Origin of the sequence: Haloarcula sp. KBTZ06 (genome assembly GCF_048595605.1) — an archaeon.
Taxonomy (GTDB): Archaea; Halobacteriota; Halobacteria; order Halobacteriales; family Haloarculaceae; genus Haloarcula; species Haloarcula hispanica.
The window spans coordinates 584,245-601,042 of the sequence record NZ_CP184337.1 but is presented as its reverse complement, the minus strand read 5'-3'; the positions used below and the strand labels follow the sequence as shown (position 1 = coordinate 601,042).

General features: G+C 64.4%; 22 protein-coding genes and 1 tRNA gene. 14 read left to right on the top strand and 9 right to left on the bottom strand.

Features of this window, described 5'->3' with window-relative positions; all coding sequences use genetic code 11:
* Nucleotides 1-33: 33 nt before the first annotated feature.
* Nucleotides 34-603 carry a hypoxanthine/guanine phosphoribosyltransferase gene (gene hpt, locus ACNO8S_RS03245; protein ID WP_004518711.1) on the top strand — a complete coding sequence of 190 codons (570 nt, stop codon included), beginning with the start codon at nt 34-36 and terminating at the stop codon, nt 601-603.
* Nucleotides 604-695: 92 nt separating this feature from the next.
* Nucleotides 696-1,160, top strand: a complete 465-nt coding sequence (locus ACNO8S_RS03240; protein ID WP_146417546.1) for a hypothetical protein — start codon at nt 696-698, stop codon at nt 1,158-1,160.
* A 146-nt stretch (nt 1,161-1,306) separates the two neighbouring features.
* Here the strand turns inward: ACNO8S_RS03240 and ACNO8S_RS03235 are convergent.
* The 3 genes from ACNO8S_RS03235 to ACNO8S_RS03225 all read right to left on the bottom strand — a co-directional run bounded on the left by ACNO8S_RS03235 (nt 1,307) and on the right by ACNO8S_RS03225 (nt 2,705).
* Nucleotides 1,307-1,381, bottom strand: a tRNA-Met gene (locus ACNO8S_RS03235).
* A 74-nt stretch (nt 1,382-1,455) separates the two neighbouring features.
* On the bottom strand, nt 1,456-1,938 hold the full coding sequence (locus tag ACNO8S_RS03230; RefSeq protein ID WP_014039682.1) for a GtrA family protein: 483 nt from the start codon (nt 1,936-1,938) through the stop codon (nt 1,456-1,458).
* Entirely contained in the window at nt 1,938-2,705 is a 768-nt protein-coding gene (locus ACNO8S_RS03225) for a glycosyltransferase (protein ID WP_420182471.1), read from the bottom strand. The genes ACNO8S_RS03230 and ACNO8S_RS03225 overlap by 1 nt, the downstream gene beginning before the upstream one ends.
* 117 nt (nt 2,706-2,822) lie before the next feature.
* Here ACNO8S_RS03225 and ACNO8S_RS03220 point away from each other — a divergent pair, with 117 nt between their 5' ends.
* Nucleotides 2,823-5,141: a DUF2298 domain-containing protein gene (locus ACNO8S_RS03220; RefSeq protein WP_420182470.1), complete on the top strand. Its 2,319-nt coding sequence runs from the start codon at nt 2,823-2,825 to the stop codon at nt 5,139-5,141.
* Between the two features lie 58 nt (nt 5,142-5,199).
* Here ACNO8S_RS03220 and ACNO8S_RS03215 read toward each other — a convergent pair whose 3' ends face one another.
* Nucleotides 5,200-5,472, bottom strand: coding sequence for an HAH_0734 family protein (locus ACNO8S_RS03215; RefSeq protein ID WP_004593652.1), 273 nt, complete (start codon nt 5,470-5,472; stop codon nt 5,200-5,202).
* Nucleotides 5,473-5,658: 186 nt separating this feature from the next.
* On the opposite strand from ACNO8S_RS03215, the gene ACNO8S_RS03210 reads away from it, so the two are divergent.
* The 7 genes from ACNO8S_RS03210 (at nt 5,659) to ACNO8S_RS03180 (ending at nt 9,008) form a co-directional block, all read left to right on the top strand.
* Nucleotides 5,659-5,925, top strand: coding sequence for a hypothetical protein (locus ACNO8S_RS03210; protein ID WP_420182469.1), 267 nt, complete (start codon nt 5,659-5,661; stop codon nt 5,923-5,925).
* A gap of 128 nt (nt 5,926-6,053) precedes the next feature.
* Nucleotides 6,054-6,332 carry a 50S ribosomal protein L44e gene (locus tag ACNO8S_RS03205; RefSeq protein WP_004593654.1) on the top strand — a complete coding sequence of 93 codons (279 nt, stop codon included), beginning with the start codon at nt 6,054-6,056 and terminating at the stop codon, nt 6,330-6,332.
* Between the two features lie 2 nt (nt 6,333-6,334).
* Complete coding sequence (locus ACNO8S_RS03200; protein ID WP_004518703.1) at nt 6,335-6,508, top strand: 30S ribosomal protein S27e; 174 nt, start codon at nt 6,335-6,337, stop codon at nt 6,506-6,508.
* Between the two features lies 1 nt (nt 6,509).
* Complete coding sequence (locus tag ACNO8S_RS03195) at nt 6,510-7,310, top strand: translation initiation factor IF-2 subunit alpha (RefSeq protein WP_420182468.1); 801 nt, start codon at nt 6,510-6,512, stop codon at nt 7,308-7,310.
* Between the two features lie 30 nt (nt 7,311-7,340).
* Complete coding sequence (locus ACNO8S_RS03190; protein ID WP_420182467.1) at nt 7,341-7,523, top strand: RNA-protein complex protein Nop10; 183 nt, start codon at nt 7,341-7,343, stop codon at nt 7,521-7,523.
* A 5-nt stretch (nt 7,524-7,528) separates the two neighbouring features.
* Nucleotides 7,529-8,287 carry a proteasome assembly chaperone family protein gene (locus tag ACNO8S_RS03185; protein ID WP_420182466.1) on the top strand — a complete coding sequence of 253 codons (759 nt, stop codon included), beginning with the start codon at nt 7,529-7,531 and terminating at the stop codon, nt 8,285-8,287.
* A 97-nt stretch (nt 8,288-8,384) separates the two neighbouring features.
* Nucleotides 8,385-9,008, top strand: coding sequence for a J domain-containing protein (locus ACNO8S_RS03180; RefSeq protein WP_014039675.1), 624 nt, complete (start codon nt 8,385-8,387; stop codon nt 9,006-9,008).
* Between the two features lie 18 nt (nt 9,009-9,026).
* Here the strand turns inward: ACNO8S_RS03180 and ACNO8S_RS03175 are convergent, their stop codons facing one another.
* Nucleotides 9,027-9,917, bottom strand: a complete 891-nt coding sequence (locus ACNO8S_RS03175; RefSeq protein ID WP_014039674.1) for a universal stress protein — start codon at nt 9,915-9,917, stop codon at nt 9,027-9,029.
* 321 nt (nt 9,918-10,238) lie between these two features.
* On the opposite strand from ACNO8S_RS03175, the gene ACNO8S_RS03170 reads away from it, so the two are divergent.
* Nucleotides 10,239-10,658 carry a universal stress protein gene (locus ACNO8S_RS03170; protein ID WP_420182465.1) on the top strand — a complete coding sequence of 140 codons (420 nt, stop codon included), beginning with the start codon at nt 10,239-10,241 and terminating at the stop codon, nt 10,656-10,658.
* Nucleotides 10,659-10,753: 95 nt separating this feature from the next.
* Here ACNO8S_RS03170 and ACNO8S_RS03165 read toward each other — a convergent pair whose 3' ends face one another.
* On the bottom strand, nt 10,754-11,767 hold the full coding sequence (locus ACNO8S_RS03165; RefSeq protein WP_420182464.1) for an alcohol dehydrogenase catalytic domain-containing protein: 1,014 nt from the start codon (nt 11,765-11,767) through the stop codon (nt 10,754-10,756).
* 88 nt (nt 11,768-11,855) lie between these two features.
* Nucleotides 11,856-13,028 carry a threonine synthase gene (locus ACNO8S_RS03160; RefSeq protein WP_420182463.1) on the bottom strand — a complete coding sequence of 391 codons (1,173 nt, stop codon included), beginning with the start codon at nt 13,026-13,028 and terminating at the stop codon, nt 11,856-11,858.
* An 83-nt stretch (nt 13,029-13,111) separates the two neighbouring features.
* Between ACNO8S_RS03160 and ACNO8S_RS03155 the strand changes: the two genes are divergently transcribed.
* Nucleotides 13,112-14,365, top strand: a complete 1,254-nt coding sequence (locus ACNO8S_RS03155) for an NAD(P)/FAD-dependent oxidoreductase (protein ID WP_420182462.1) — start codon at nt 13,112-13,114, stop codon at nt 14,363-14,365.
* 38 nt (nt 14,366-14,403) lie between these two features.
* Here the strand turns inward: ACNO8S_RS03155 and ACNO8S_RS03150 are convergent, their stop codons facing one another.
* Nucleotides 14,404-14,559: a hypothetical protein gene (locus ACNO8S_RS03150; RefSeq protein WP_008310556.1), complete on the bottom strand. Its 156-nt coding sequence runs from the start codon at nt 14,557-14,559 to the stop codon at nt 14,404-14,406.
* Nucleotides 14,560-14,596: 37 nt separating this feature from the next.
* Nucleotides 14,597-15,334 carry a metallophosphoesterase gene (locus ACNO8S_RS03145; RefSeq protein ID WP_207210964.1) on the bottom strand — a complete coding sequence of 246 codons (738 nt, stop codon included), beginning with the start codon at nt 15,332-15,334 and terminating at the stop codon, nt 14,597-14,599.
* Between the two features lie 81 nt (nt 15,335-15,415).
* Here ACNO8S_RS03145 and ACNO8S_RS03140 point away from each other — a divergent pair, with 81 nt between their 5' ends.
* Both ACNO8S_RS03140 and ACNO8S_RS03135 read left to right on the top strand, forming a co-directional pair.
* Entirely contained in the window at nt 15,416-16,183 is a 768-nt protein-coding gene (locus ACNO8S_RS03140; protein ID WP_151146922.1) for a MarR family transcriptional regulator, read from the top strand.
* A gap of 46 nt (nt 16,184-16,229) precedes the next feature.
* A complete protein-coding gene (locus ACNO8S_RS03135) occupies nt 16,230-16,385 on the top strand; it encodes a hypothetical protein (protein ID WP_014039667.1) in 156 nt (51 codons plus the stop codon).
* The last annotated feature ends 413 nt before the right edge of the window (nt 16,386-16,798 follow it).

The window sequence follows — 16,798 nt, the reverse complement described above, 5'->3', positions numbered from 1 at the left end:
AGAATTTTAGTACGGGCTTGTAGTACCGACGGCATGGACCGACTCAAGAAGTCCCTACTCGAAGCGCCAATTATCGAGAAGGAAGGCTATCACTACTTCGTCCACCCCATCAGCGACGGGGTCCCGATGCTTCGACCGGAACTTCTGCGCGAAATCGTCATCAAGATCATTCGGAAGGCAGAACTCGACGACGTCGACAAGATCGTCACACCGGCGGCGATGGGTATCCACATCTCCACAGCCGTCTCGCTGATGACCGACATCCCACTCGTCGTCGTCCGCAAGCGCCAGTACGGACTCGACGGCGAGGTATCGCTGTCTCAGGTGACCGGCTACTCCGAGAGCGAGATGTACGTCAACGACGTGTACGAGGGCGACCAAGTGCTCGTCCTCGACGACGTGCTCTCGACCGGTGGGACGCTGGCCGGACTCACGGGCGCGCTCGAAGACATCGGCGCGGACATCCGCGACATCGTCTGTGTCATCAAGAAAGCCGACGGGACGAACAAGCTCGACGAGGCGGGGTACGACGCCAAGACGCTGATCAACGTTCAGGTCATCGACGGCGAGGTCACCATCGTCGACGAGCACGGCGACGACTAGAGCGGTTGTTGATACGGTTCTGTAGCGAGGCGAGGGCGAGCCGCCAGTAGTCACCAGTAGGCTTACAAAAACCTGAGCCGACACTGGCTGTTGTGTCCCCCTCCATTCGGTCCCTCACGAAGGATTTCGCCGCACTGTTTAGTTCACTTGTCTTGCTTGGGCCACTGACGCTCGGGCTGCTCGTCTTCGCGGGCAGAATCACCACCCATCTAACAGGAGTCGTGGTTCCGGACCCGATTGGAACCATCGGCTTCAGCGTGGCCGCACTGCTGGCACTCTGGCTGGCGCTGGAGGGGGCGATGGTACAGCGACACGGGCTCGCTACGCTGGACCGCGGCGGTTCACTTCAACGTGCTGCCCGGTATCTGTTAGTCACCGTCACGACACTCGCCGGACTTATCGTCTCTGTCGGGTTTGTAGCGCTGTCGCTCCCGTGGGCATTCGAGACGCAGAACACGGCTGCACAGGTCCTTGGCGTGCTGCTCGTCGCGGCGTTGGTCGCCACGCTGTACCGAACACTCACAGCGGCCGGAGAAGGGTACAGCAGGGAGCAATAGCGGTGAACAGGCTGAAAGCAGTCTGCAGCGCGAGAACATTGGGCGGTAGATTTGAACAACGCGACCACCTCGCTATCGCTCGGTGTTCTCTCGGTCAAATCTACTGGACTTCTCCAGTCGCTCACGGATTTGTGAGCGACAGAATATAGCGGGAGGTAGATTTGAACTACCGATCTGCGGGTTATGAGCCCGCCGGAATCTCCTGGCTATCCCATCCCGCTACTTTCTCGTAGTCCGGTCCCCTCATTAAGGGTTGTGATTCGAGTGCCGTCCGTGAGTTAGTAACGCGCTATTCTCACTCGTCCGCGTGGACCTGCCAGGTGAAGATGCTCTCGGCGACGTAGTTGACCAGCATCGCGACTCCAATCGCGAGCGGGCTCGCAGCGATAAACCACAGGTCAGTTCCGGCGACGACGAGTTCAACCGTCAGCCACTGCGTAAGCAGCCAGTAGACGGCGAGCTGTACCGCGACGCCGCCGGACCGGACCAGATGGGATTTCCCGAGCCGTTTGGCGAACGAACGGCGGCCGGTGTCACCCTGGCCGGCGAACGTCCAGTGTTCGTTAACGAGAAACATCACCAGAATGGCCGTCTCGACGCCGGCGGCTTTGGCCCACATATCGCTGACGCCGAACGCCAGGCCAAGTACGGCGAGGACCGTGTTGTCGCTGATCGCGCCGACGACACCGACGGAGACGAACTGGCCGAACCGGACGCCCGACACGAGTGACTCGAACCGGTCGGGAACGACGCGGCGAACCTGCTGTTCGATGTCCATCATCGGTCTTTCTCGACAAGGGCAGTTGGTTCGTCGAGGTGATCGGCCAGAGCCGTGTGGAAGCGATCATCGCGCAGTTGCTTCGACCGGTGGCGGGCTGTCAACAGTGCCTCAAGCAGGTCTATCGACGTCCGTATCGGAGACACCGTCGAGCCGGGCTTGTCCTCCCACTCGATTGGGACCTCTTCGATAGACAGGTCCAGCGCCGCGGTGATAGCTATCAGTTCGACATCCCACGCGAAGCCGGGCTCGTACAGATGGTCACGGACGCGCTCCCAGGCGGCTGCGTCGATGGCTTTCGCACCGCACTGATAGTCGTACAGCCGCGCGTCGAGCAACCGGCCGGCGAGCCACGCAAAGCCGTCGCCGAGGAACCGCCGGGCGAACGTCTGATGGGTGGCGACCGTCGCGTCCGGGTGACGTCGGGAGCCAACAGCGAGGTCCGTTCGGCCGCCGGTGACCGGGTCCAGTATCCGTTCGAGCGAGCGGACCGGTGTCGACCCATCGGCGTCGACGAAGGCCAACACGTCGGTCTCCAGTCGCTCGAATCCGGCGGTGATCGCTGCGCCCTTCCCGCGACGGTAGGGCACAGTGTGGACCGCTGCCGGGAGCGACCGGAGCTGTGCAGGGACGCCGTCTCGTGGCGCATCGAGTTCGACGACAATAGTCCGCGGATCGAGGGCATCGTCGATAGCGGCGATATAGGTCCCGAGCTGGTCCATGTCGGGACGGTAGGCTGGGAGGACAACCCCAACGGTCGGCGACATTGCCGAGTAATCGGACAGGCGGAAGTAAAAACAGTTCGAAGCTACCGGTCCCTAATCAGGTCATAAGTCCGGGAGCAACGAAAAAGCGTATAGGCCAGCGAACCGGTCCCTTCACTGATGGAATACGGGCTCCTCGCCACCTGGCTCGCCCTCTACCTCCTGTTACTGTACGCTGGCGGGACCGTCGCTGGACTGCTGTTCCCTCGCTTCGCCGACCGCGGAGTCGCCTTCGGCGTCCCGGTCGCGGTATCGATACTGTGGCTGGTCACCTATTTCGTCGGTCGCCTCTCGCTGACAGTCGGTGTCTGGCTCGGCGTCGGCGTTCTCGCTGTGAGTACGCTAGCTGTCTGGTGGATTGATGGCGGACCGAACGCTCGAACCTATGCCGAGACGGCCGGCGTGTTCACAGTCGCGTTTCTGTTCGTCGTCGGCATCCGCGCGCTTGACCCCGGGATCGTCCCCATTGGCGGCGAGAAGTTCCTCGATTTCGGACTGTTGCAGTCGCTCGTGCGGGCCGACAGCCTCCCGCTAGAGGACATGTGGTTCGCCGGCGAACCGGTCGCGTACTACTACGGCGGGCACCTCGTCGCGGCGATTCTCACCAGAATAACGGGAACCGCGGGACAGTTCGCGTACAATCTCGCGCTGGCGGGCTTCTACGCGACGCTTGTCACGGCGGCGTACGGACTGGCGGGCGCTGTCGCGAGCGAACGCGGTCTCCCACGACGACTGGCAGCCGGCCTCACGGCGTTCTGTGTGGGCATCGCGAGCAATCTGTCGACACCCGCCAAGTTCGTCATCTGGCTTCTGCCCGATGGATTGAGCCAGACAGTCGTCGAGCGGGGCGGTTACGAACTGGACGGCCTCGCATCGGGTCCGGACTCGTTTAGCTACTGGGACGCGAGCCGCGTCATCGAAGATAGCGCGGCCGATTTCGGAACGTACGAGCCCGGCGCTGCGCTGGTCATCGACGAGTTCCCGCTGTTCGCCTGGCTCAACGGTGACATGCACGCCCACATGATGAGCACGGGCTTCCTGTTGCTAGCCGCCGCGCTCTGTTTCAGCTACTACCAGACGCCGGCCGCCGAACGCCGCCGGCGGCTCGCACTGCTGTTCGGCGCGCTCCCGGCCGTCGCCGGCATCATGGCCGTGACGAACACCTGGTCGTTCCCGTCGATGGGCGGGCTGGCCCTGCTGACGGTCACCGTCGCGCCGGCCGATCCGACGACGCTCCTGCCGAAGCACGTCGGACAGCGGCTCCGACTGAACGGGCCGGGCCAGGAGGGCGTCCGAATCGGACTGGGGTTGGCCGTCGCTGCTTTCGTGATCGCGTTGGGACTGCTCTGGTCGCTCCCGTTCTGGCTCGGCCCGGCGAGCGGACGCGAGATAGCGGTCCTGCCCGACCGAACCTCACTGCTGGAGCTCCTGGCCGTTCACGGCCTGTTCGTCGCCCCGTTCTGGCTGTACCTGTACGCCCAGACCGGGCGTGCCGTCGGGCGGAGTACGGCCCGAATCGTCGGTCTCGTGACCGTGGGTGCGGCGGCGCTCGCGGCCACACTCGATATTGCGGCGGTCGGCCTGCTCGTCCCCCTGCTGCTGGGTGCGTGGCTGTTCGCGCGCTCGCCGACGCTCGACCGAACCGTCGATGCGGTCCCGGCGCTCGCTGACGGCGGCGACCAACCCGTCGGCTTTGAGGCGGTGTTGATTCTCGCCGGTTCGGGGCTGGTCCTACTCGTCGAGTTCGTTTTCGTCAGGGAGAACATCGGCCGGATGAACACCGTCTTCAAGACGTACATGCAGGTGTGGGTGCTCTGGGGGGTCGCCGCCGGCCCGGTGCTGGCGTGGCTGCTCACCCGCTGGCGGCCGACCGACGACCGCGCGCGAGCATGGACCAGCATCGGCGTCCGTACGTTCGTCGCCCTGCTCGTCTGTTCAGCGTCGCTGTACGGCGTGTTCGCGCTCTCGAACCACGTCGAGGCCGCGGGCGACCCGACGCTTGACGGACTGGCCTATCTCGACGACGACCATCCCGAGGAAGCTGAGGCGATTCGGTGGCTCGACGAGAACACGGCTGGGCGGCCGACCATCGTCACGGCCGCACCGGCGGGCTACCAGTGGGATGCTGACGACGGTGAGGGCGCAAGCGCGCCGTCGAGCCTGACCGGCCTGCCGACCGTCGCCGGCTGGACTCACGAGGCCCAGTACCGCAACGACACGGTGTACGACCGCCGCGTCGACGACGTGGAGACGATCTACACCGGGGACGCGACCGAGCAGCGTCGCCTGCTCGAAGCGTACGACGTGCGCTACGTCTACGTCGGCCCCGCAGAGCGGGCCCGCTACGGCGACGTGACTGTCGACCAGCTACAGGGCGTGACCGTGGCGAAGCGAACTGACGGCGTCGTCATCTATCAGGTCCGACCGGAGTACTTCTGAAAAAGAAGCGGAGTACTGTGGGCGAAGGACGATTTTTCAGGGAGCGTTGCGGGCCGAGTCAGGACTCGGCGTTCGGCGGCGCGCGCTCGCGGAGGACGGTGACGGCCTCGGCCTCGATGTCGTCCGTGTCCAGATGCATCGGGATGTACTCCTGCCGTTTGAACGTCTCTTCCTCGTCCTCCGAGCCGATGGTACACCAGAGCTGTGGTCGGTCCGGGCCGTGCCAGTCGCCCTGCCGCGAGACCGAGAACACCTCGTACTCCTCGTCTTCGTACTCGATGCGGCCGCCCTTTCGCAGCCCCGGGTCGCCGTGGATAATGAGCTTCTTCATGCCCGTTCCTTTGCCAACAGCGTACTTAGTGACTTCGAAGGCGATTGCGACACGACGCACTAGCCGACAGCGGGCGACAGGTGAACTACCTGTGACTAGAATGACCTTATACTCTTGCCGATAGTGTTTAGATGGTAAACATCCTGATAGCGGATATTTATATATCCGGAATAGCGACAGTCGTGTATGTTGAAACAACAGCAGCGGTCGTGCGAGCGGGCCTCAGTCGTCGTCAGCCCGATGGACGACGACGGACGGATGGAACTCCGGGACGTCGAAGCCGACGAAGTCTACGAGGTCGTGGACTACATCGACGAGGAACTGGCGGCGAAGCTGGGGTCGCTCTCGACCGGCGAAGCGGTGAACCTCGAACTGGTGGCCGGGGCAGACACGTCAGACGTGTTCGGCGCGGTCCGAATCGAGTCGACCGGTCCCTCCGCGCGGTTCCGGTAACGGTGTGGGATAGCTGTCGTAGCGCCGGTCACTCAGTCACAGCAGCGGGGAATCGAGCGCCGCACAACAGGTGCGAACCAAACGGGTTTTAAGCGGCCACGTCAAATCGCTCGGTAAGGCCGATATCTATGCAGATGCCACGACGATTCAATACGTACTGTCCGCACTGTAACGAGCACCAGGAACACGAGGTCGAGAAAGTCCGTAGCGGCCGTCAGACCGGCATGAAGTGGATCGACCGCCAGCGCGAGCGTAACTCCGGTATCGGGAACGACGGCAAGTTCTCGAAGGTCCCGGGTGGCGACAAGCCCACCAAGAAGACGGACCTCAAGTACCGCTGTGGCGAGTGTGGGAAGGCCCACCTCCGCGAGGGATGGCGCGCCGGCCGACTGGAGTTCCAGGAGTAACGATGGCAGGAAGCTTCATCACCGTCGAATGCCCCGACTGCGAGAACGAACAGACCCTCTTCGAGAAGGCCGCGAGCGAAGTTTCGTGTGCCGTCTGTGGCCACACTATCGCCCGCCCGACGGGCGGCAAGGCCGACATCGAAGGCGAAGTGACCGCCGTCGTCGAGGCCCGATAGGATGAAATACAGCGGCTGGCCCGAACCGGGCGAACTCGTCGTCGGCAAGATCGACGAGATCGAGGACTTCGGCGTATTCGTCGACCTCGACGAGTACGAAGGCAAGCGCGGCCTCTGTCACATCTCCGAGGTTGCCAGCGGATGGATCAAGAACGTCCGCGACCACGTCAACGAAGGGCAGACAGTCGTTGCCAAGGTGCTTGACGTCGACGAGAGCGCCCAGCAGATCGACCTCTCGATCAAGGACGTCAACGACCACCAGCGAAAAGAGAAGATCCAGGAGTGGAAAAACGAGCAGAAGGCCGACAACTGGATGGAACTGGCCTTCGGCGAGGACCTGGACGACGAGACCTACGCCGCCATCGCAAACGAGCTGCTGGCGGAGTTCGGCTCGATGTACGACGGGTTCGAGTCGGCGGCTATCCACGGCAAGGACGCCCTCGAAGACGTCGACCTCTCCGAGGAGGAAATCGACGCCATCGTGCAGACGGCTCGGAACAACGTCTCTGTGCCGTACGTTCAGGTCACCGGCTACGTCGACCTCTCCTGTCCCGAAAGCGACGGCGTCGACGTGATCAAGGAGGCGCTCCAGGCCGCGGAGGGCAACGGCGAGGTCCCCGACGAGATCGAGCTCGAAGTGACCTACGTCGGCTCGCCCGAGTACCGCATCCAGGTGCAAGCGCCCGACTACAAGACCGCCGAGGACGCGCTCGAAGAGAGCGCGGACCGCGCTGCGAAGGTCGTCGAGCAACACGGTGGTTCGGGGCAGTTCCACCGCGAGCGTAGCGAAGACGACGAGTAAATCGGTTGTCGCGCCAGTGACTTCCCATCGATGAAATCGGACATCCGCGTCTGTGCCGCCTGGGAATCCGAACACGACCGGCCGGTGTACACGCTGGACGACACCTGTCCGGAGTGCGGGCACGAGGCGGTCAACAGTGCACCCGCGCCGTTCTCGCCCGAAGACAGCTACGGTGAGTATCGACGTTCTCTTAAGCGCCGCAGCCGCGAATAAGCCGTATGGACGAATTCGACATCGAGCGCGTAGCGGACCCCGACCTCGACGAGCCGGTACTGGTCGAGGGGTTGCCCGGCGTCGGCCACGTCGGCAAACTCGCCGCAGAACACCTGCTGGAGGAGCTCGAAAGCGAGCTCGTCCGCCGCGTCTACTCGACACATTTCCCCCCACAGGTCAGCATCGACGAAGGCCAGGCACAGCTCGCCTGCGCCGAGTTCCACGCTGTCACCCCCGATGAGGGCCAGGACCTGCTCGTACTCTCCGGGGACCACCAGGCCCAGGACAACCAGGGCCACTACGGGCTGACCGACACGTTCCTCGATATCGCCGACGACTTCGGCGTCCAGCGGGTGTTCGCCCTCGGCGGCGTCCCGACCGGTGAACTCATCGAGGAGTACGACGTACTCGGCGCGACGACGACCGAAGACTTCAAGGAAACGCTGGAGGACGCTGGCGTGGCCTTCCGCGAGGACGAACCAGCGGGCGGTATCGTCGGCGTCTCCGGCCTGCTGCTGGGCCTGAGCAAGCGCCGCGACGTGCCGGCCAGTTGTCTCATGGGCGAAACGTCGGGCTACCTGGTCGATCCCAAGAGCGCGCAGGCCGTCCTCGAAATCCTTCAGGACGTCATCGGGTTCGAGGTCGACTACAGTTCGCTTGAGGACCGCGCCGACGAGATGGAGGAGGTCGTCCGGAAAATTCAGGAGATGGAACAGCAGAACTCCCCGTCGCCCGCCGACGAGGACCTCAGGTATATCGGCTGAGCCAGATTGCCGTTCCCGTGGCTCGGTATTGGTGACCTCGGAGTCGTTGCTACCGGAGAGCGGGAATTTCTTTACCACTGGAGCCTAACGGAGGGGCGTGCAGACAGAACCGGGCGTCCTACCGGAGTGGCTGCTCCTCGGGCTCGTCCTCGGTGTCGCCGGAACCCTCGTCGTCGCCGGGCTGTTCGTCCTCGCCAACCGCGTGTTTCCGGCCGAGCGGCCGAACCGGCAGGCGACCGACGGCGGAGAGATGCGACGCCGGGCGGAGCTGCGGGAGTACCTCACCGCCATCGACGAGCAGTTCGCCGAGAACCACTTCGTCGAGGGGCAACACGTCGCCTTCTACCTGCCGAAACGGGACGTGGCGATCACGTTCGACGCCCGGGCGTACTACCGCATCGAACGGTCGCCGACTGTTCCCGTACTGGTCGAACACGAGATGCCCGGCGTCTACCTCGGCGCGCGCCTGCCCTTCGAGACGCCCGAAGTCAACCTCGGTCCGGACCCTGAGGAGGAACCACACCCGACAGTGCAGGCGTTCAGCGAACTGGGCCTGACCCAGAGCGCGTCGCTGGACGACGTGAAATCGGCCTACCGCGAGCGCGTCAAGGAGGTCCACCCGGACCACGGTGGCAACGAGGACGAGTTCAAGCGTGTCCGGGAAGCGTACACCACTGCAAAACAGCACGCGTCTGGTGCGTCGAGACAGCGCGCATCGTAGGGAGAGACTGAACACCTGTCACTGCATCGGGACACAACAGACCGGTACAGCCGCATTACGGACAACCGTCTCAGTGACGCTTCCGGTCAGATATCGCGTGAGGCCGGATCGACCGTGTGTTCCCATCGCGATGAGGTCGATATCGTGTTCCTCGCTGTAGGAGAGGATAGCGCGTGCAGCCGGGCCGCTTGCGATATTACCCGCGACACTGACGCCTGCATCTCTGGCACGCTCATGGACCGTCTCGAGTGCCTCCTGGCCGGTCTGCTCAAGCGCGTCGTGAATCTCGGCTGCCCCCTCAACGCCGCCGAAGCGACTCGTATCGACGGAATACATCGTGTGTATCGTTGCGTCAAACACCTCAGCTAGCGTGATTCCCCACTCGATCGCGAGTTCTGCGCCCTCGCTGCCGTCAGTCGGGAGCAGAACGTTGTCGTACCGCTGGTCGCCGATTTCGACGATGTCCCCGTCCGGCGTTACCGTGACAATCGGGACATCTGCGGTCCGGAGCGTCTTTTCTGCGACACTCCCGAGGACAACCCGTTCGAACCCTGTCCGTCCCTGTGTCCCCATAACGATGAGATCAATATCGTGGGTATCGACGTAGTCGTTGATCACTTGAAACGGGATGCCCGACTCGACAGCGGTCGTGATGTGCCCAGAGAGATGTGCCCGGGCGAGTCTGGCGATGGAATCCACCGCTCGTTCTGCCTCCGCTTCGAGGAGACGCTCCCGGTCAGTCTGCCCGTCAGAATTCAGATCCGGTTCGATGTCACGGGAGTCAACCGCTGACAGTACGTGGAGGTCGGCACCGATTGTGGCAGCGAGATCGATACCTCGCCGGGCACCGATCCGTGCGCCGTCACTGCCGTCGGTCGGCACGAGAATCGAGTCGATCGTTCGGCTCATGGACACAGTTTGACAGGCTATTGATTTAACACTACGTTCGATTCTCACCACGAAGTAGCGTCGTCCATTCGAGAATCATCTTATGCCGCGTACGCGTGCTGCATCTCGCACGCCTCGTTCAACCGACACAGTACCCGACAAAAGCCGTAGCGAGATAGAAGATCACCACAGTAGTAATACGTCGCTTATCCTGATACTGTCGGCTGTACATCTGTGAAGAATTTCGCCACCTCAGGGTGGCGAATATCTTGAAATAGTTACAGCCAACAGTATGAGACAAGCGCACCACCGTTTTATCAGCCACCTGATCGTAGTCGGGATATGATCTCACAGATTCTCGTTCCGATGGACGACTCGGAGATGGCCCAGCGGGCGCTCGAGTACGCCCTTGAGAACCACCCTGGGGCGGAGATTACTGTCTTACACGTCGTGGGCGGACCGTCACCGTTGGGGGGAGCGGCCACGGCACTGGCTCTTTCGGACGACATCGAAGCGGCCGCGGAGGAGCGTTCGGAGGCGGTATTCGACGACGCTCGGGAGATCGCTGCCGAGTACGATGTCGAAATCACCACCGAGGTACAACTGGGACATCCGGCTCGGGCGATTCTGAATAGAGCCGACGATTTCGATTCGGTCGTACTCGGAAGTCACGGCGGCGCGTTGGCCGATCGACTGGTCGTCGGGAACGTCGCCCAGAAAGTGTTCCGTAACTCACCCGTTCCAGTCATCGTCGCTCGGTGATCGGCGGAGACTGAGAAATGAACTGACGGCCACACATTTGCCCCGTTTCCACCGGAATCGGTCCGGAGAAACACCGTCCCGGGTCGCTGGGGTGACTACGGCGTCACGACGAGCTTCCCGACGCCATCGCGGTCCTGCATCGCCGCAAACGCCGCACCGGTCTCTTCGAGCGGGTACGTTGCATCAATTTCCGGGGTGAGCTCGCCGTCGGCGACGAGGCCGACGAGTCGCTCCAGGTCGCCCTGGGTCCCCATCGTACTCCCGATGATACGTTTGTGGCCGAGGAACAGGTCGGGAATATCGATCTCGGATGTGCCACCGGCCGTCCGTCCACACACGGCCATGCTGCCGCCACGTTGGAGAACGTCAAGACCGAGCTGCGTGTACTCGCCACCGAGGTGATTGAGCACGCCGTTGACGGTTCCGATGTCGGTGACCGCCGCTCGAATCTCGTCCGGGTCGGTGCTCTCGATGGCGTAGTCCAGGCCGAGCGATTCGACCCGGTTCAGTTTCGCCTGTGAGGACGAGGTCCCGACGCTGTGAGCACCGAGAACGGACGCGAGTTGCACGCCTGCGACGCCGACACCGCCAGTTACGCCCGGGATGAACACCAGGTCGCCCGGTCCGGCGTCAACCCTGCGGAGCATGTGGAAGGCAGTCATATAGGCCGTCGGAAGCGCGGCCGCGTCGACCGTTCCCACGCCGTCGGGGAGCCTGACGAGGCGGTCGGCCTGGACGCGGGCCGCCTCGGCGAGGCCACCGTGGTACAGCGAGAAGTTCTCACAGAGGTTCTCCGGCCCCTCGCGGCAGTAGCGACACGTCCCGCAGGTCTCGTTCGGGCAGAGGACCACACGGTCTCCGGGTTCGACAGCCGTAACGCCCTTGCCCACGGCGTCGACGGTTCCGGCAACGTCGAGTCCGCTGACGAACGGCAAGTCGTCGGTGTCGACCATCGCAGAATCCCCTTCCAGAACCCAGAGGTCGTGGCGGTTGATGGCACACGCTTCGACGGAGACCACCGCCTCGCCACGTCTGGGTTCGGGGGTCGGTTGGTTCACAATCGAGACGCCGTCCGGGCCAGTGAGTTCGCTGAACGCTGCGGTGCGCATCGGGTCTGGGTAGTGCCACGACGGGCTAAACAACACCGAAGTATGCGGTGGTGTGCCACGACGGCCAGCGTTCCGGCCGACCGCGCCCTCAGATACCCTGGCTCATGAGGTGACTGCGCAGCAGGTCCGCCTCCTTGCTTCCGGCGACGGGGTTCACGAGGACGACGACGTCGTCATCGTCGAAAGCTCCCTCGTCAGCCAACGCTCTCGCGCCGGCGATTGCCGTCCCCCCGGTCGCGCCGGTCTCCGGTCCCATCTCGCAGCCATCGACGGCACCGGCCAGGATGTCCTTGTCCGAGACGGCGACGCCGTCGCCGCCCGAGCGGTCGAGCGAGTCCAGCGCCGCTGCGCCGGCGGCGGGGTCGGGCACCTCCAGCGGGCCGACGATAGTGTCGGGGTGCTCGATGGTGGCCGGTTCGCTCGCCCCCTCGCGTGCGGCGTCGGCGATGGCGGCCGTCGAGTCCGGCTGTGCGGCGTAGGTTCGTGGCACTGAGTCCGTGAGCCCGCTGTCGGTCGCTGCCCGGAAGCCGCGTTCGAGACCGACGAGGGTCTCACCGTGGCCGGTGGGGTGGACAACCGCGTCTGGGGCCGTCCATTCGAGGTCGTCGATCACCTCGAACGCGACGGATTTGGCTCCCTCGATTCGGAAGGGGTGGCCGGGCGCGACCGTAACCCAGCCGTCAGACGCCTCGGCCAGTTCCTCGTCGAAAGCCGAGACGGCGTCGTCGTACCGGCCCTCGACGACGCGCATGTCGCCGCCGTGGACGTTCACCATCGCCTTGTTGAGGAACGGACACCGCGAGGGGACAAACCCCTTCGATTCGATTCCCGCGCGGGCCGCGTAGGCGGCGTTGGCCTGCGCGCCGTTGCCGGTCGACGGCGTCACGACGCGCTCGGCCCCGCGCTGCGCTGCGGCAGTGACTGAGAGCGAGACCTTGCGGTCGCCCAATGAGGCCGTCGGATTGCGCCCCTCGTCTTTGACGTACACCGAGTCGACGCCGAGTTCCTCTGCCAGATCCGGAACCGGGACCAGCGGCGTCGCCCCCTCGCCGAGCGTCACGGTCGCGTCTTGCGGGAACGGCCGCAGCGGCTCGTAGCGGCCGGGTCCGGTCGTGTCTGGCAGGTCCGCAGGCGTCAGGTCCGGAACGCCGTAGTCGCCGACGAGAACGCCGCCGCAGTCGGGACAGCGGTCGCTCGTGCTGTCGGTTTCCTCGCCACACGCCGTGCAGATAAGGCCGCGAAACGCCGCAGTCGTCTCCATGGTTCTCTCTGTGGACGGGACAACCAAGTGTGGTCCGGTCCCGCTTCAGCACGCTCTTGTCCCGGGCGGCCGAACTGGGAGGTATGACAGATGTCGTCGTCGCTGGGGGCGGGCTCGCCGGACTGGTCGCCGCCCGGCACCTGGCCGAGTCGGGCCGAGACGTGACAGTCTTCGAGCAGCGCTCGGACGTGGGCGGTCGCGTCCGGACGGCCCACGAAGACGGCTACACGTTCGACCGCGGGTTTCAGGTCATGTTCACCGCCTACCCCGCGGCGAAGCGCGAACTCGACATCGAGGCGCTGTCGCCGCGGACGTTCACGCCGGGGGCGACAATCGCCAGCCCGAACCACCGTTCGGTGCTGTCGGACCCGCTCCGCAATCCCTCGGCAGCACCACAGACACTACTCAACACGGACGTTCGCACGGCCGACAAGCTCCGGCTGTTCCGGCTCCAGCGCGAGCTGGCCAACGTCGAGCCCGTCGAACTGCTCTCCCGTGACGGGCGGACCATCCGGGAGTACCTCGCCGACTACGGCTTCTCACAGCGGTTCGTCGAGCGGTTCGCCGCGCCGTTCTACGGTGGCATCACGCTCGACCGCTCGCTCGGAACCGACAGCAGCATCTTCGAGTACACCTACAAGATGCTGAGCGAGGGCGAGATATTCGTCCCCGCCGACGGGATGCAGGCGATGCCGCGACAGCTCGCCGACCGCGCTCGCTCGGCGGGCGCGACCATCGAAACCGACGCGGCCGTGACGGACCTGGAAACCCACGAAGGCGAGGTCACTGCCGAAGTGGGCAACGAGACGGTGTCAGCCGAGAGCGCCGTCGTCGCGACGGACCCGCAGACCGCGGCGGAGTTGACGGACATCGACGCCATCCCGACCGAGCCCGTCGGCTGTGTCACCCAGTACTTCGCGCTCCCGACAAACCGCGCGCCGACGACCGGACAGCGCATCATCCTCAACGCGGCGGACGACCGACCGAACACCGTCGCGCCGCTGTCGGCCGTCGCCAGCGAGTACGCGCCCGCTGGGATGGAGTTGTACAGCGCCACGTTCCTCGGGACGCCCGAAGCGGGCGACGAGCAGCTGGCCGCCGAGGTCCGTGACGCGCTTCAGTCGTGGTACCCGAACGCGAGCTTCGAGGCGCTGGAACTGCTCCGGACCGACCGCGTCCCGTTCGCACAGTTCGCCCAGCCGCCGGGGTACCGGGAGTCGCTCCCGGACCCGACAGCGCCGGACGGAAACGCGGTGCTGGCCGGCGACTACACCCGCTGGTCGTCGATACAGGGCGCGCTGGAAAGCGGCAAGGTCGCCGCTGATCTGCTTCGATAAGGAAAACGCCGATACGACTTCAGGAAGGAAACGGCGGCCTATGCGGCCGGACCGCCGCTATTCGTGTTTCCCTCGTGGTCGTGTCCCTCCCCTTCGAGGACTTCCGAGACGTACTTTATCGTCGCGAAGTACAGCAACAGTAGCGAAAGCAGCGTAATCGCGATGAGACCCAGCGCGATTTCTGTCTGAACCATGTTCCAGCGTCCACCGTCGTAGCTCAAATATTTACCGTTATAACATTCGACGGAACTCACCCAGCGGCGGGAACGACAGGGTCTCCCGCCCGCTCTCGTCCCAGACTACCGGCTCTAATCGGTCGGCATCAGTAACGAGCGGGGACTGAAAGTCGCTGGCCCGCATCTCGTTGACCTCCACGCCGGCGTTCAGCCTGTTGAACGACGGGAGCATCACCACGTCGCTGCCGCGGTACTGGCCGCTCCCGACGAGATAGCAGGGTTGGCGCTGACCCTCGATGCTGATCGTCGGATGGTCGTGTCCAACGACGTAGCGCTCGGCATCAACGTCGGGTGCCTCGTGGCCGTGACAGACGACGGTTTCGCCGACGCGATACGTCGTTTCGGTCGGGCCGTCCCACACGCTGTCGAGCATCGTGTCGTGGTTACCCGGCGTCACAAGCAGGCGAGCCCCGGCCGCCTGACAGGCGCTTTTGAGCCCTGCCACGGTACTTTCGACCGACCGGGGAACCGTCTGGAACGAGTGGAGGAGGTCGCCGGCGATAATGACCTCCGCTGGGTCATGGCGCTCGACGAGCGACTGGAACCGCTGGACCATGTCCGAACCGGACCCGACCGGGAGTTCGAGGTTCCCGCCGGTGCCCCGGCCGACGTGGAGGTCCGCGACGACGAGCGTCTCCCAGAGCAGGAGCGCCCGGTCGTCGTAGCTGGCTGTCATCGCCGTCCAGTCAGCACCGGGGAGGCTTATATTGTCGGGCATGGGGACGAGACACATCGCAGGTGGCCGGACTGCAGCCGAATATCTCGGCCTGACAGTGTCGGTGGTATTTTTACCTGCGACTCCCGTGATTCCTGTATGGTCGACGTCCTGGAGAACAAGCGGGCCGCAACGCGGTTTCGGGTCCTCGTGGAGATCGCCGAGCGCCAGCCCGCAGTGAGTCAGGGCGAAATCGCCGACGCTGTCGGTGTGACGAGCCAGGCCGTCAGCGAGTACATCCGTGAACTCGTCGACGACGGCTTAGTCGAGAAGGAAGGGCGGTCGCGCTACCGCGTCACGAAGGAGGGCGTCGACTGGGTGTTCCAGTCCGCGACCGACGTGCGCCGGTTCGCCGACCACGTCACCGACGACGTGCTCGGTAGCGTGCAGGAGGACGCCGCCATCGCCACGGCGGACCTGGCGGAAGGCGAGACGGTGACGCTCTCGCTGTCGGACGGCCTGTTACACGCCCATCCCGGCGGTGGCGACGCGACGGGCGTGACCACGACCAGCGCCGCGGAAGGCGAGGTCGTCGGCGTCACGGGCTTCGAGGGCGTCATCGACCTCAACCCCGGCCACGTCAGCGTGATACAGGTCCCGCCGGTCCGGTCGGGGCCGGTCGAGAACGTCGACGACATCGCCGCGGCCTGTGCGGACGCCCCCATCGTCACCGCCGCAGGCGTCGAGTCCGTCGTCGCGCTCCGCGATGCCGACATCGAACCGACGACGCACTTCGCGGCGGGCGAGGTGGCCGCTGCTGCCGCATCACGGGGACTCGACGCTGTCGTCGTGGCGACACAAGACACCGTCGGTCGTGTGACCGACGCCCTCCGCGACGCGAGCGTCGACTACGATGTGACGCAGTAACCAGCAAGTAGCGGGACTTTTCCGGTCGGCTACCGTCGGGACAGCCATGAGCGACCACGAGATGCACGACGCCGTCGAAGCGTTCCTGAACGAGGCCGACGACGCCTACGGCGAGTACGAGCAAGGCTACACCGACGCTGATGCGACGCTCCGGCGACTGGAGACGGCTATCGAGGAACTGCGGACGGCAACCGAGGATTGACCTCCTCCCACGCCTGAAGGCGCGGGATTCCCGCGGCACCGCACCGCTAGGTTGGGATTTTCAGGTTTGTAGCCAGGTCGGCATGACCGGACTCCTGGCGGGGCCAAGCTGCCGTTACTCCTATCCCCGGTATGGGGATTCAGAGTTACCGTGTGTCGGAATCCACAGCCAGCGGCCCGAAAGGGATTCTTTTGGACGTAGCGTGGCCCGAATCCCGATATTATCCGTTTATCTGGGCGGCTGATCCGCCTCGGTGTGGTCATGCATACGGTGTCACCGGTTATAAAACTCCGGCTGAGTGAGGCTACAGGCGAAGCTGCCGGGTTGTCGGCTTCATCCACACCCCTGAAGGGGTGGGCTTTCGCCTTGCTCCCGCTGTAAGACGCCGTCCATCGTCGGGCGAACAGTATTGT